The sequence below is a fragment of the Streptomyces rapamycinicus NRRL 5491 genome (genome assembly GCF_024298965.1).
GTDB lineage: Bacteria > Actinomycetota > Actinomycetes > Streptomycetales > Streptomycetaceae > Streptomyces > Streptomyces rapamycinicus.
In genome coordinates, this window is record NZ_CP085193.1 from 1,770,839 (window position 1) to 1,784,448 (window position 13,610).

The 13,610-nt window shown below is 69.6% G+C and carries 11 protein-coding genes; 8 read left to right on the forward strand and 3 right to left on the reverse strand.

The window, feature by feature from the left end:
- The first annotated feature begins 215 nt into the window (after positions 1-215).
- The 6 genes from LIV37_RS07180 to LIV37_RS07205 all read left to right on the forward strand — a co-directional run bounded on the left by LIV37_RS07180 (position 216) and on the right by LIV37_RS07205 (position 6,653).
- The gene (locus tag LIV37_RS07180) at positions 216-977 is read left to right on the forward strand and encodes a DeoR/GlpR family DNA-binding transcription regulator (RefSeq protein WP_020866433.1); all 762 of its coding nucleotides are present in this window, start codon (positions 216-218) and stop codon (positions 975-977) included.
- A gap of 53 nt (positions 978-1,030) precedes the next feature.
- The gene (locus LIV37_RS07185) at positions 1,031-2,380 is read left to right on the forward strand and encodes an ABC transporter substrate-binding protein (protein ID WP_121825735.1); all 1,350 of its coding nucleotides are present in this window, start codon (positions 1,031-1,033) and stop codon (positions 2,378-2,380) included.
- Complete coding sequence (locus LIV37_RS07190; protein WP_185057950.1) at positions 2,377-3,342, forward strand: carbohydrate ABC transporter permease; 966 nt, start codon at positions 2,377-2,379, stop codon at positions 3,340-3,342. Before LIV37_RS07185 ends, LIV37_RS07190 begins: the two co-directional genes overlap by 4 nt.
- The gene (locus LIV37_RS07195) at positions 3,339-4,217 is read left to right on the forward strand and encodes a carbohydrate ABC transporter permease (RefSeq protein WP_020866436.1); all 879 of its coding nucleotides are present in this window, start codon (positions 3,339-3,341) and stop codon (positions 4,215-4,217) included. Before LIV37_RS07190 ends, LIV37_RS07195 begins: the two co-directional genes overlap by 4 nt.
- Positions 4,214-5,203, forward strand: a complete 990-nt coding sequence (locus tag LIV37_RS07200) for a zinc-dependent alcohol dehydrogenase family protein (protein ID WP_020866437.1) — start codon at positions 4,214-4,216, stop codon at positions 5,201-5,203. Before LIV37_RS07195 ends, LIV37_RS07200 begins: the two co-directional genes overlap by 4 nt.
- Positions 5,204-5,282: 79 nt before the next feature.
- Entirely contained in the window at positions 5,283-6,653 is a 1,371-nt protein-coding gene (locus LIV37_RS07205) for an NAD(P)/FAD-dependent oxidoreductase (protein ID WP_020866438.1), read from the forward strand.
- Between the two features lie 27 nt (positions 6,654-6,680).
- On the opposite strand, the gene LIV37_RS07210 is transcribed toward LIV37_RS07205, so the two are convergent.
- A complete protein-coding gene (locus LIV37_RS07210; protein WP_020866439.1) occupies positions 6,681-7,448 on the reverse strand; it encodes an HpcH/HpaI aldolase family protein in 768 nt (255 codons plus the stop codon).
- 213 nt (positions 7,449-7,661) lie between these two features.
- Between LIV37_RS07210 and LIV37_RS07215 the strand changes: the two genes are divergently transcribed.
- Positions 7,662-8,459, forward strand: coding sequence for a DeoR/GlpR family DNA-binding transcription regulator (locus LIV37_RS07215; RefSeq protein ID WP_243146384.1), 798 nt, complete (start codon positions 7,662-7,664; stop codon positions 8,457-8,459).
- Between the two features lie 140 nt (positions 8,460-8,599).
- Here LIV37_RS07215 and LIV37_RS07220 read toward each other — a convergent pair whose 3' ends face one another.
- The gene (locus LIV37_RS07220; RefSeq protein WP_020866441.1) at positions 8,600-9,163 is read right to left on the reverse strand and encodes a snapalysin family zinc-dependent metalloprotease; all 564 of its coding nucleotides are present in this window, start codon (positions 9,161-9,163) and stop codon (positions 8,600-8,602) included.
- Between the two features lie 158 nt (positions 9,164-9,321).
- Here LIV37_RS07220 and recQ point away from each other — a divergent pair, with 158 nt between their 5' ends.
- A complete protein-coding gene (gene recQ / locus LIV37_RS07225) occupies positions 9,322-11,202 on the forward strand; it encodes a DNA helicase RecQ (protein WP_020866442.1) in 1,881 nt (626 codons plus the stop codon).
- A 213-nt stretch (positions 11,203-11,415) separates the two neighbouring features.
- On the opposite strand, the gene LIV37_RS07230 is transcribed toward recQ, so the two are convergent.
- Positions 11,416-13,569 (reverse strand): OmpL47-type beta-barrel domain-containing protein, encoded by a 2,154-nt coding sequence (locus LIV37_RS07230; RefSeq protein ID WP_243146476.1) that lies wholly within the window; start codon positions 13,567-13,569, stop codon positions 11,416-11,418.
- Between the last annotated feature and the right edge of the window lie 41 nt (positions 13,570-13,610).

A 13,610-nucleotide genomic window follows, 5' to 3' on the forward strand; every position in this document is an offset into this window, starting at 1 on the left:
TTTTCGGAGAACGGGCGAGAAACGGGCCCGCCGGGTGGACAATCAGGCAGCCGGGTTCCTCACCGTCCGTTGCGCCATCCGCCATGACCTGCTCTTGTAACGTTTGTGAAACGGGCGCATACGGTCACGATCTCTGTGGTGCCAAGACTGGCTTCCCCTGTTGCACGCTTGTAAAACTGCCACGCAAGCCGAAAGACCTAGGCAGGAGGTGCGGCGTGGACGCGGAGGAACGCCGTCGGGAGATCCTCGACACGGCTCGCCGTGCCGGCGTCGTCGACGTCGGCAAGCTCGCCGCCGACCTCGGGGTGTCCAAGGAGACGGTCCGTCGCGACCTGCGGGTCCTGGAACAGCACGGACTGGTGCGGCGCACCCACGGCGGCGCCTACCCCGTGGAGAGCGCCGGTTTCGAGACCACCCTCGCCTTCCGCACCACCATGCACGTGCCGGAGAAGTCGCGGATCGCGACCGCGGCGGCCGATCTGCTGGGCGATGCCGAGACGGTCTTCATCGACGAGGGATTCACCCCGCAGCTGATCGCGGAGGCCCTGCCCAGGGACCGGCCGCTCACCGTGATCACCGCCTCCCTCACGACCGCCACCGGCCTCGCCACCCGTGACAACACCACCGTGCTGCTCCTCGGCGGACGGGTCCGCGGGGGCACGATGGCCACCGTCGACCACTGGGCGACGCATATGCTCTCGGGCTTCGTCATCGACCTGGCGTTCATCGGCGCCAACGGCATCTCCCGCCAGTACGGCCTGACCACCCCGGATCCGGCGGTCAGCGAGGTCAAGGCGCAGGTGGTGCGGGTGTCCCGGCGGAAGATCTTCTCCGGGGTGCACACCAAATTCGGAGCCGTCAGCTTCTGCCGGTTCGCAGATGTCTCGGACTTCGAAACGATCGTGACCGATACGGGTCTACCGCTGACCGAGGCACACCGCTATTCGCTGCTGGGCCCCCAGATCGTCAGGGTCTGACGCCCTTCCCCCCGCTGTTTTTCCTTCCCCACGTCCCTTCGATTGGACCCGTTATGCCAGTCCTGACTCTTCGTGCTGCCCGGATACCGGTGGTGGCCCTGACCGCGGGCGCGCTCCTGACCGGTTGCGCCGGTATGGGGGGCGGCAGCTCAGGCGACAAGACCATCAATGTCCTGATGGTGAACAACCCCCAGATGGTGGACCTGCAGAAGCTCACCAAGAAATACTTCACCAAGGAAACGGGCATCACGGTCAAATTCACGATGATGCCCGAGAACGAGGTCCGCGACAAGATCAGTCAGGACTTCGCCAATCAGGCGCGCCAGTACGACGTGGCCACCATCAGCAATTTCGAGGTGCCGTTCTACGCGAAGAACGACTGGCTGATGCCGCTCGACGGCTACGCCGCCAAGGACAAGGCATTCGACCAGAAGGACGTCCTCCCCTCGATGCGGCAGTCGCTGACCGCCGAGGACGGCAAGCTCTACGCCGAGCCCTTCTACGGTGAGTCGTCGTTCCTGATGTACCGCAAGGACGTCCTGGCCGAGAAGCATCTGAAGATGCCCGAGCGGCCCACCTGGCAGCAGGTCGCGGACATCGCGGCCAAGGTGGACGGCTCCCGCAAGGGGATGAACGGCATCTGCCTGCGCGGACTGCCCGGCTGGGGTGAGCTCATGGCCCCGCTGACCACGGTGGTCAACACCTTCGGCGGCACCTGGTTCACCAAGGACTGGAAGGCGCGGCTGGACTCGCCGGAATTCACCAAGGCGACCAAGTTCTATGTCGACCTGGTGCGCAAGCACGGTGAGGCCGGTGCGGCCCAGTCGGGCTTCGCCGAGTGCCTGAACAACCTCACCCAGGGCAAGAGCGCCATGTGGTACGACGCCACCTCGGCCGCCGGGTCGCTGGAGGCGAGCAAGTCCCCGGTCAAGGGCAAGATCGGATATGTCCAGGCACCGGTGGTGAAGACCCAGAGCTCGGGCTGGCTCTACACCTGGGCGTGGGGCGTCCAGAAGGCATCGCGCCACCCCGACAACGCGTGGAAGTTCATCTCCTGGGCATCCAGCAAGAAGTACGAGGCCCTGGTCGGCAAGACCTTCGGCTGGTCCAACGTACCCGCGGGAAAGCGGTCGTCGACGTACACCACTCCGGAGTACCGCGAGACCGCCGGCAGCTTTTCCGAGGAGACCCGCAAGGCGATCCTCAGCGCCAAGCCGCGTGATCCGGGAGTGCAGCCGCGGCCGACCATCGGCATCCAGTTCGTCGACATTCCCGAATTCGCCGATCTCGGCACCAAGGTCGCCCAGGAGATCAGCGCCGCCATCGCCGGAAAGCAGTCCGTCGAGACGGCATTGAAGAATTCGCAGAAGCTGGCCGAGAAGGTCGGCGAGGAGTACCGATGAGTAATCCGACGACGGCAGTACCCGTGAGTGGCCAGCGGCCACCGAGCGCGACCCCCACCTCCGCGGGGCGCCCCAAGGCGACCCGGAACCGGGCCCGGGAGTGGGCCACCCGGGCACCGCTGCTGCCCGCGCTGATCTTCCTGATCGTGGTCACCCAGCTGCCGTTCGTGGCCACGCTGGTGATCTCGCTCTTCGACTGGAACTCCTTCCGGCCCGACCGCCGTGCGTTCGCGGGGCTGGAGAACTACAAGACGGTGCTCAGCGACGAGTCGCTGCGCGAGTCCATCGTCACCACCGTGCTGCTGACCGCCTCCGTGGTGATCGTCAGTGTGGTGCTGGGGCTGCTGCTGGCGCTGCTGCTGGACCGCAAGTTCCGCGGCCGGGGCCTGGTCCGCACCATGCTCATCGCGCCGTTCCTGCTGGTGCCGGTGGCCTCGGCGCTGCTGTGGAAGCACGCGCTGTACAACCCCGAGTACGGCCTGTTCAACGGCGTGCTCAACTGGCTGGGCGGGCCCCAGCCGGAGTGGCTCACCGATACGCCGCTGATCGCGGTGGAGGCGTCGCTGATCTGGCAGTGGACGCCGTTCATGATGCTCATCCTGCTGGCCGGGCTGCAGAGCAAGCCGCTGGACATGGTCGAGGCGGCCCGGCTGGACGGGGCCGGCAGCTGGCAGATCTTCCGCTTTCTGACGCTTCCGCATCTGCGCCGCTATCTGGAGCTCGGCACCCTGCTGGGGTCCATCTACATCGTGCAGAACTTCGACGCCGTCTTCACCATGACCCGCGGTGGCCTGGACACCGCGAACCTCCCTTACACCATCTACGAAACCTTCTACAACGCCCACGAGTACGGGCTGGCATCGGCGGCGGGAGTCGTGGTGGTGATCGGCACGATCATCATCGCCACCTTCGCGCTGCGTGTGGTGTCGTCCCTCTTCCGTGAGGAGGCGTCCCGCGCATGACCGCCGTGAGCACCCCGGTGCCCATCACATCCGTTCCGGAAGCCACCCGCCGGGCCAAGCGGCGCGGTGCCGCGCTCGGCGTGCTGGCCTGGTTCGTCGGCATCGTCTTCGTACTGCCCGTGCTGTGGATGCTGCTGACCTCGTTCCACTCCGAGGCCGACGCCGCCACCAACCCGCCGTCGCTGGCCGCTCCGCTGACCCTCGACGGGTACAAGGACTTCTTCGGTGTGGGCGGCGGGGCGAGCCCCTGGCCCGCGCTGCTCAACTCGGTGGGCACATCCCTCTTCTCCACCTGCTTCGTGCTGCTGCTGGCGCTTCCGGCGGCGTTCGCGCTGTCGATCCGGCCGGTGCGCAAGTGGACGGATGTGATGTTCTTCTTCCTGTCCACGAAGATGCTGCCGGTGGTGGCCGGACTGCTGCCGGTGTTCCTGTTCGCCAGGGACATCAACTTCCTGGACAACGTCTGGCTGCTGGTCATCCTCTACACCTCGATGAACCTGCCGATCGCGGTGTGGATGATGCAGTCCTTCCTCGCCGACATCCCGGTGTCGATCATCGAGGCCGCGCAGATGGACGGGGCTCGGCTGCCCACCATCCTGTGGCGGGTCGTGGCCCCGATCGCGGGCCCGGGCATCGCCGCCACCTCGCTGATCTGTTTCATCTTCAGCTGGAACGAGATGCTCTTCGCCCAAGTGCTCACCGGTGTGGTCGCCCAGACCGCCCCGGCGTTCCTGACCACCTTCGTCACCAGCCAGGGGCTGTTCCTGGCCAAGGTGTGCGCCGCGTCGATGGTCATTTCCCTGCCGGTGCTCGCCGCCGGTTTCGCCGCCCAGGACAAGCTGGTCCAGGGCCTGTCGCTAGGAGCCGTCAAATGAGGGCCGCAGTCATCGAAGCCCCGGGGAAGGTCACCGTCGCCACTGTCGCGGACCCCACCCCGGGCCCCCGTGAGGTCGTGGTGGATGTGGCGGCCTGCGGGCTGTGCGGCACCGATCTGCACATCCTGCAAGGGGAGTTCGCGCCCACGCTGCCGATCGTCCCCGGGCATGAGTTCGCCGGTGAGGTCGTCGGTCTGGGCAGCGATGTCACCGAGTTGGCGGTGGGCGACCGGGTCGCCGTGGACCCGTCCCTGCACTGCCACGAGTGCCGCTACTGCCGGATCGGCCGGGGCAACCTGTGCGACAACTGGAACGCGATCGGGGTCAGCGTCCCCGGCGGGGCCGCCGAGTTCGCGGTGGCCCCGGTGGCCAACTGCGTCAAGCTGCCCGAGCAGGTGGACGTGGCCGACGCGGCCCTCATCGAGCCGCTGTCCTGCGCGGTGCGCGGCTATGACGTGCTCAACGGCAACCTGGGCGCCGAGGTGCTCATCTACGGCTCCGGCACCATGGGGCTGATGATGCTGGAGCTGGCCAAGCGGACCGGCGCCACCAGCGTGGACATGCTCGATGTCAACGCCGAGCGGCTGTCCACCGCCACCACCCTCGGCTGCTCCCGGTCCGCCGCCTCGGCGGACGAGCTGGACCAGCCGCGGGGCTGGGACGTGGTCATCGACGCCACCGGCAACCAGGCCGCCATTCAGGACGGCCTGGGCCGGGTGGCCAAGGCCGGAACGTTCCTGCAGTTCGGTGTCTCCGACTACGCGACGCGGGCCACCATCGAGCCGTACAAGATCTACAACCAGGAGATCACCATCACCGGCTCGATGGCCGTGCTGCACAGCTATGAGCGTGCCGCCGGGCTGTTCGCGAGCGGGGTGCTGGACCCGAAGATCTTCATCAGCCACCGGATGCCGCTGGACGAGTACCCCAAGGCGCTCGAACAGTTCAAGGCGGGTGTGGGCCGGAAGATCGTGGTCGTCCCGTAACCGTGTGTGGTTGACGGCCCAAGCCCGGGGTACCAGGCTTGGGCCGTTATCGATCACGGTCGGCGGGAGGGGCGGGCATATGGGCAAGGGCGACGCGGTGGTGGTGGGTGGGGGCCTCGCGGGCACGCTGGCGGCGGGCGCGCTCCTCGGCCACGTCGACACGGTCACCCTGGTGGAGCGCGACCGCTACCCGGACCGGCCCGCCTTCCGCAAGGGCGTGCCCCAGGGCCGCCATCTGCATGTCTTCCTCAGCGGCGGGCGGCGCGCCCTGGAGGAGCTGTTCCCCGGGCTGAACGGCGAGTTGGAGGCGGCGGGCGCGCACCGTCTGGAGGCGCCGCGCGATGTGATCACCAAGGGCGGCAACGGCTGGCAGCGCCGCTTCCACGAGGGCAGACACGCCACCACCAGCTGCACCCGGGCGCTGTTCGACGCCACCGTACGGGCGCGGGTGCTCGCCGAGGCCGAGGGGTCCGGGACCCGGGTGGAGGTGCTCCAGGGCACCGAGGCCACCGGGCTGCTCGGCGGCGCGGACCGGGTCACCGGCGTACGGGTGCGGGCGCGGGACGCCGGGCGCGCCGAGCGGGAGTTACCGGCCGATCTGGTCGTCGACGCCTCGGGGCGCGGCTCGCGCGCCCCCAAGTGGCTGGCGGAGCTGGGCGCTCCGGTGCCGCGCGAGGAGGTCGTCGACGCCGGGATCGGCTACTGCACGCAAGAGTTCCGGCCCGCCGAGCCGCTGGACATGGTGATGGTCATCCAGCCGCGCCCGGACTGTCCGCGTGGCGCGGCCTGGTCCCCGGTCGAGGGCGGCCACTGGCTGCTGACGCTGTCGGGGGTGCGCGGTCAGCATCCGCCGACCGAGGGCTCGGAGGTGCCCGGCTTCGTCAAGTCCCTGGGCGAGCCCGCGCTGTACCAGCATCTGCTGACCTGTGAGCCGGTGTCCCCGCCGTACGGGTTCCGCGACACCTCCAACCGCCGCCGCCACTACGACGCCCCGGGCGGGGTGCCCGAGGGGTTTCTCGCGCTCTCGGACGCCGCCTGCACCTTCAACCCGATCTACGGTCAGGGCATGGCGGTGGCCGCCCTCAGCGGGCTGGCCCTGCGCGGCTGCCTGGCCGAGGGGGGCCTGCGGCCCGGTTTCGCGGCCGCGGCGCAGCGCGCCGTGGCCAGGGCGAGCGACACCGCCTGGCTGACCGCCGTCGGCGCGGACCGCCCGTACGCCACGGACGCGGACGCCACGCCGCCGGGGGCGGCCGAGCGGCTGCGGAGCTGGTACTTCGGGCGGCTCGCGGACCGGGCGGCGATCGACCCGGTGGTCGGCGCGGCGTTCCGCGATGTCACCTATCTCGCGGCGGGCCCGTCCCGGCTGCTGTCCCCTTCGGTCACCCTGCGAACGGTGCTGCTGCCGAGGGCCCGGGGCCTGACGGACCCGCCCCTGCGGGTGGAGAGCTGACCCGGGACGGCGCCCGGGAGGATGTGCTCAGCCGTTCGCGTCACGCAGATGCGCGGCCGCCGCCTGCTCCAGGTGGGCCAGGTCGCTGCTGACCGTGGCGAAGGTGAAGCCCTGGGCCAGGCGCCCCGCGGCGGTGGCCCCGTCGGGGCAGTGGATACCGGCGGCGATGCCCGCGGTCCTTGCCTCCTCGGCGACCTTCGCCAGCGCCGCCTCGAACTCCTCCGCCACCGACGTGTCCGTCGAAGTGCGGCCGCCGAGCGCGATGGTGAGGTCGGAGGGGCCGATGTAGACGCCGTCGAGCCCGTCCGTGGCGCAGATCTCCGCGGCGTTGGCCAGCCCCTGGGCCGTCTCGATCATCACGACGCAGGCCACTTGCCGGTTGGACTCGGCCGGGGCGGGGCCGACGCGCAGACCCGAGCGCATCGGGCCGTAGGAGCGCACTCCGAGCGGGGGGTAGCGGCAGTAGCTCACCGCGGCGGCCGCCTCCTCGGCGGTGTTGACCAGCGGGACGATCACCCCGCGGGCGCCGGCGTCGAGGGCCTGGCCGATCCAGAAGCCGTCGTTGCCCGGGACGCGCACCATCCCGGCGGCGGTGCCACGGGCGTCGATTGCGGTCATCGCGCCGAGGGTGCCCTTGTAGTCGAGGAGGCCGTGCTGGGCGTCGACGCAGATGTAGTCGTAGCCGAGCCCGGCCAGGCGCTCGGTGCCGACGGGATTGTCGAGGACGACCCAGTAGCCGATGATCCGCCTGCGGGCGCGCAGCCGGGCCGCGAAGTCGGCGGGGGAAGTGTTCATGCTGTCAGCTTCTCTCCTTCGGCGAGTTGCGTTCGGCGAGTTGCGCGACCTTTTCGCTCCATGCGCGTTGTGAGCGGCACGTTCGCATGATTGCACGTAACGCGCAATACTCTCCCCCGCGCTTGCGGTGAAACAGCGCGAAATGCGCAGACTGATAGGGTTGCTCAGGGCTGCGCAGAGTCGCGCAGAGTTACGGAAGGGATGGGGGCCGCGATGCGTCAGGAGGTCGGAGCGGAGGAGCGCAGGCGGCTGCGCGCCGGGGACCGCCGGGAACTGATCGCCCGGATGATCCAGACCGATGGCACGGTCGTCGTGGAGGAGCTGGCCCGCTCGCTGGAGGTGACGCCCTCCACCATCCGCCGGGATCTCGCGCTCCTCACCGAACAGGGCACCATCGCCCGGACCTACGGCGGTGCGATGAGCGCGGGTCACACCGCCGAGCCCACCCTGGGACAGCGCAGCGGACTCGCGGTCGCCGAGAAGGACCGCATAGGACGCTGGGCGGCCGCGCGGATCGGACCGGGCGACACCGTCGTCCTGGACGCCGGCACCACCACCGGACGGCTCGCCCACCATCTGCGCGCCCGCGCCGAACTGACCGTGATCACCTGCGGGCTCACCGCGCTGCGCGAGCTGGCCGAGTCGGACGGCATCGAGCTGATCACCCTCGGCGGGACCCTGCGCCATGTCAGCCAGGGGTTCGTCGGGCCGCTCGCCGAGCTGGCCCTGTCCCGGCTGACCGCGGACAAGGTGTTCCTCGGCGCCGACGGGCTGGACGCGCGGCTGGGGATATGCGAGGCGAGCCTCCAGCAGACCTCGCTCAAGGAGATGATGGCCGACCGCGGCAAGGAGGTGTACGTCCTCGCCGACAGCAGCAAGCTGGGCCAGTCCCCGTTCACCGCCTGGGCCCCGCTGGACCGGCCGTGGACGCTGGTCACCGACAGCGGGGCCACCGATGACCAGCTCGGTCCGTTCCGGGCGCTGCCCGACACCGAAGTGATCACCGTCTGACGGCGCACCACCACGGTGGCGGTGAGGGTGACGGGGTGAGTGACGGGCGGAGCGGGCCGGGAGCCTGGCTCCCGGCCCGCTCCGCCCCGGTGCGTCGGGTCAGTCCCGGCCCGATGCGGGTCAGCCCCGGCCCGCTCCGGTCAGTCCCGGTACATCCGCGGCGTCGCGGCGGCCGTCGCGCCCGCGCCCACGAGGCCGAAGCTGTCCTCGACCTCGGCCTTCTCGGCGGCGTTCGGGTTGGGGTTGGTGCAGGAGACCCCGGCGGTGGAGCCGGACATCAGGCTCGAGCACGGCCCCGGCTTCATGTCCGGCAGACCGAGGATGTGGCCCAGCTCGTGCGAGGAGATCCGCACCGTGTTGTAGCCCTCGTCGACGGCCTCGCGGCCGAAGTAGATCGTGCCGCTGCCCAGACCGGTCGAGAGGGTACGGGGCCAGCCGTTGTCCGCGATGATGCGGACGTTGGCCCGCTGTCCGGACGCGACCGGCTTCAGCTGGACGTTGACCACGCTCTCGTTCCAGACCGCCGCGCCCTTGGCCACGGCGTCCTTGAACTCGGCGGCCCCGCTGGCGTCGTACGTCACCGTCCGCGCGGCGGCGGTGTGCTCCGCCGGGGCGGCGGGGGCGGCCACGGCCTGTCCGGCCGTCAGGGCGAGCACCGCTGTCACCGCGGCGGGTAAGGCACGTATGAACTTGCTGGATCTCACGATCGGCCTCCTCGTGGGGGAAGGATGGACGGAGCAAGTGGGCATGAGCATGGCATGTCGCCGTCTCATCGGCCACTGTGCCCACCCACCTTCTCTCATCCGGCCGGTTGTCCACAGGCGGTCACCGCGAGTACCTCCCGGCACCCTAGAATCGCCGGATGGCTCTCCCCGACACCGGCACCGGCCCCGACACGAGCGACGACGCGCCCGGCCCCGAGACGAGCGAGGCGCTCGGCGTTCTGCACCGCGTCTTCGGTTACGACTCGTTCCGGGGAGGGCAGCAGGAGATCATCGACCATGTGGTGGCCGGTGGTGACGCGCTCGTCCTCATGCCGACCGGCGGTGGCAAATCGCTGTGCTACCAGATCCCGGCGCTGGTGCGGAAGGGCGTCGGCGTCGTCGTCTCCCCCCTGATCGCGCTGATGCAGGACCAGGTCGACGCGTTGCGGAACCTCGGGGTGCGGGCCGGGTTCCTCAACTCCACCCAGGACTTGGACGAGCGGCGGATGGTCGAGGCCGAGTTCCTCGCGGGCGAGCTGGACCTGCTCTATCTCGCCCCGGAGCGGCTGCGGGTCGAGCACACGCTGCGGCTGCTGGACCGGGGCCAGATCTCGCTGTTCGCCATCGACGAGGCGCACTGCGTGGCCCAGTGGGGGCACGATTTCCGGCCCGACTATCTGGCCCTGTCCGAGCTGCACGAGCGCTGGCCCACCGTGCCCCGGATCGCGCTGACCGCGACCGCCACCGAGGCCACCCACACCGAGATCGCGTCCCGGCTGAAGCTCCAGGACGCACTGCACTTCGTGGCCAGCTTCGACCGCCCGAACATCCAGTACCGGATCGCTCCCAAGAACGAGCCGAAGAAGCAGCTGCTGGAGCTGTTGCGCACCGAGCACCCGGGCGAGGCGGGGATCGTCTACTGCCTGTCCCGCTCCTCGGTCGAGAAGACGGCCGAGTTCCTGGTGGCCCAGGGCATCGACGCGGTGCCGTACCACGCGGGGCTGGACGCGCGGACCCGCGCCGAGCACCAGGCGCGCTTCCTGCGCGAGGACGGTCTGGTCGTGGTGGCCACGATCGCGTTCGGCATGGGGATCGACAAGCCCGATGTGCGGTTCGTGGCCCATCTGGACCTGCCCAAGTCCGTGGAGGGCTACTACCAGGAGACCGGCCGGGCCGGGCGTGATGGACAGCCCTCCACCGCATGGCTGGCGTACGGGCTCCAGGACGTGGTCCAGCAGCGGAAGATGATCGACACCTCCGAGGGCGACGACACCCATCGGCGCCGCCTCGGCGCCCATCTCGACGCGATGCTGGCGCTGTGCGAGACGGTGGAGTGCCGCCGGGTGGGGCTGCTGGCGTACTTCGGCCAGCAGTCCACCCCCTGTGGCAACTGCGACACCTGCCTCACGCCCCCGGAGTCCTGGGACGGCACCATCCCCGCGCAGAAGCTGCTGTCCACGGTGGTGCGGCTCAAGCGGGAGCGCAACCAGAAGTTCGGCGCGGGGCAGATCATCGACATCCTGCTCGGCAAGAAGACGGCCAAGGTCATCCAGTTCGACCATGACGCGCTGTCGGTGTTCGGCATCGGGACCGAGCTGCGCGAGGCCGAATGGCGAGGGGTGGCACGGCAGTTGCTGGCCCAGGGCGTGCTCGGCGTCGAGGGGGACTACGGCACGCTGGTGCTCACCGACGCGAGCTCGGAGGTGCTGAACCGGCAGCGCGAGGTCAGGCTGCGGCGCGAGCCGGAGAAGGCCTCGCGCACCGCGAAGGCGAAGACGGGGGGCTCGGGGAAGGCCAAGAAGGCCCCGGTGGATCTGCCCGAGGAGGCCGTGCCGGTCTTCGAGCGGCTGCGCGCCTGGCGGGCGGCGACCGCGAAGGAGCAGGGCGTCCCCGCGTATGTGGTCTTCCACGACGCCACCCTGCGCGAGATCGCGACCCGCGCCCCGGCCACGCTCGAGGAGCTCGGCACGGTGAGCGGGGTCGGCGAGAACAAGCTGGTGAAGTACGGGCAGGGGATTCTGGACACCCTGGCGTCCTGACCGCGCTCTCCGCAACCTACTGACGGTACGTCAAACCCCCGCTTCCGCAAGCCGGAAGCGGGGGTTTGGCAGGTCTGGAGCACAGGGGTTACCGATGAGTGTTACCTGAGGTAACGTCAGGGCCCGTGCCCCATGGTCCGTGGCCGCCGGGGACTGGGGTGCTCCGGCGGCCACTCACCCTCGCGCCGTTCCTCATGCCGTACGCGGCGGTTCCTACAGCTCCTTGATGCGGATGTCGCGGTACGAGATCACATCGTCGGTGCTGTGGACCTGGAGACCGATGTACCCGGAGGAGTACCGACGGCCGTCCGTGCCGGGGTCGTCCGAGCGCGGCGGGGTGAACTCCTGGCCGCCGGTGTTCTCGAACTCATTGAGCAGCACACCGTTGCGGTAGATCGAGTAGTGCTGACCCACCACCCGGATCTCGTAGTCGTTCCAGCTGCCCTTGGGGGTGACCCCCGCCCCGGCCAGCCCGACCCGGTCGAATCCGTAGATCGATCCGGTCTTGTACATATCGCCGTCCGGACGGTCGAGGATCTGCACCTCGTGCCCGTACTTGATGGCGACCCACTCCGGACGGGACTCCTCGGGGTGGTCATGGACGTACGGGAAGCGCACGAAGACACCTCCGTTGGCGTTGCCCGTCCCGGGTGCGTCATCGCGGAACTGCAGCTTCAGCGAGAAGTCGTCGTACGTCCGCTGCGGGAACCACAGCATGCCCATGCCCTCGACCGAGGTGTCGCTGGTCATGCTGCCGTCGTCATTGAGACCGAAGGCCCCGCCACCCACATGCTGCCACTTGTCGAAGGACTTCCTGGTGCCGTCGAACAGCGGGCGGTAGCCCTCGTCCTGACCGGGCTTGCCGATCCCGGACTGCTTGGCCGCCTTGTTGATCAACCGGTACTCGCGCTGGTCGACGACGCCGTCGGCGAGCAGCTTGTCGGTGACGGCGGTGACGTGCTTGAGGAAGAGGGCGTGGGAGGACCAGTCCTTCTCGTCCTCGATCAGCTCATTGATGGTGCAGCGGCTGCGGGTGATGCGGTTGGGGACGCCGGTGTCCACCGTGCCGACGATCACCGTGAGGCGCTCGTCCCACTCCGGACACGCGGGTGCGGGCACCCCGCCGCCCTCGGCCACGGTGAAGGCGATCGCCTGCGCCTCCGAGGTGTTCCCCGCCTTGTCGGTGGCGCGGTACGCCACGGTGTGACGGCCCACCCGGTCCACCACCACGGGGGTGGCGTAGGCGAGATACGGACCGCTGTCCAGGGAGTACTCGACCTTCTCCACCCCGGAGTCGTCGTCCGCGGCGGTGAGCGTGACCTTGGCGCTGCCCACATAGGCGCCGTCGGAGTTCTTGGTGCCGTCGACCTGCGCGGAGGTCACCGGCGGGATGGTGTCCTCGGCCGGCGGTACCACCACCGTGAAGTCCACCGACTTCACCTCCGACACGTTCCCCGCCTTGTCCGCCGCCCGGAAGCGCACCGTGTGCGCGCCCGCGTCATGGACCATCACCGGACCGGTGTAGGGCTGGAACTCCCCCTGGCCCAGGGCGTAGTCGATCCGGTTGACCCCGGAGCCGGTGTCGGAGGCGGTGACGGTCACGGTGGCCATCCCGATGTACGCGCCGGACGGGTCCTTCTCACCGGAGACGGTGGCGGAGGTCTCCGGCGGTGTGGAGTCGTCCGTCGGCGGCGCCACCACGGTGAAGTCCACCGACTTCACCTCCGACACGTTCCCCGCCTTGTCCACGGCCCGGTAACGGATGGTGTGCTGCCCGACCTGGTGGACCATCACCGGGGCGGTGTACGGCTGGAACGCGCCGTCGCCCTCGGCGAACTCGATCCGGTCCACGCCGGAGCCCTCGTCGGTGGCGGACACGGTGACGGTGGCCATCCCGATGTAGGCGCCGTCCGCGTTCTTCTCGCCCTCGACCTTCGCAGTGGTCTCGGGCCCGGTGGTGTCCTCGCCCCCGCCGCCGTCGGTGACCACCAGGATGCCCTGCATCTGGCCGTGGCCGGGGATGGTGCAGTGGTAGCGGTAGCGGCCGGGGCTGAGGGTGACCTCGGCGGTGTGCTTGCCGCCGCTGTCGTCCGAGGGGTTGGCGAGGATGTTCAGCGGGACGTCGTTGTTGTACTCGGGGTCGGAGACATCGAACGTCAGGGTGTGCGGCATCCCCATGGTGTTGCCGGTGGCCGTGCTGTTCTCGAAGACGATGGTGGCCTTGCCGGCGACCGCGGTGGTGGGCGCCGAGGCGTACTTGGTGATGTCGTCACCCGCGGTCCAGGTGAGGGTCTGCTGGGCGGCCTGCCGGGTGTCGTCCTGCCCGTAGGCCACCGTCGCCGTCCCCGAGCTCAGCCCGAGGACCATGAGCAGCGCGGCGAGCAGCGGCAGCCAGGGTCTGATGGGTT

Excerpts from the sequence above, each read along its gene's own strand:
- LIV37_RS07215 (WP_243146384.1), top strand. The coding sequence starts at position 7,662 with ATGCGTCAGGAGGTCGGAGCGGAGGAGCGCAGGCGGCTGCGCGCCGGG.
- LIV37_RS07230 (WP_243146476.1), bottom strand. The coding sequence starts at position 13,569 with ATGGTCCTCGGGCTGAGCTCGGGGACGGCGACGGTGGCCTACGGGCAG.
- recQ (WP_020866442.1), top strand. The coding sequence starts at position 9,322 with ATGGCTCTCCCCGACACCGGCACCGGCCCCGACACGAGCGACGACGCG.
- LIV37_RS07205 (WP_020866438.1), top strand. The coding sequence starts at position 5,283 with ATGGGCAAGGGCGACGCGGTGGTGGTGGGTGGGGGCCTCGCGGGCACG.
- LIV37_RS07195 (WP_020866436.1), top strand. The coding sequence starts at position 3,339 with ATGACCGCCGTGAGCACCCCGGTGCCCATCACATCCGTTCCGGAAGCC.
- LIV37_RS07210 (WP_020866439.1), bottom strand. The coding sequence starts at position 7,448 with ATGAACACTTCCCCCGCCGACTTCGCGGCCCGGCTGCGCGCCCGCAGG.
- LIV37_RS07185 (WP_121825735.1), top strand. The coding sequence starts at position 1,031 with ATGCCAGTCCTGACTCTTCGTGCTGCCCGGATACCGGTGGTGGCCCTG.
- LIV37_RS07190 (WP_185057950.1), top strand. The coding sequence starts at position 2,377 with ATGAGTAATCCGACGACGGCAGTACCCGTGAGTGGCCAGCGGCCACCG.
- LIV37_RS07200 (WP_020866437.1), top strand. The coding sequence starts at position 4,214 with ATGAGGGCCGCAGTCATCGAAGCCCCGGGGAAGGTCACCGTCGCCACT.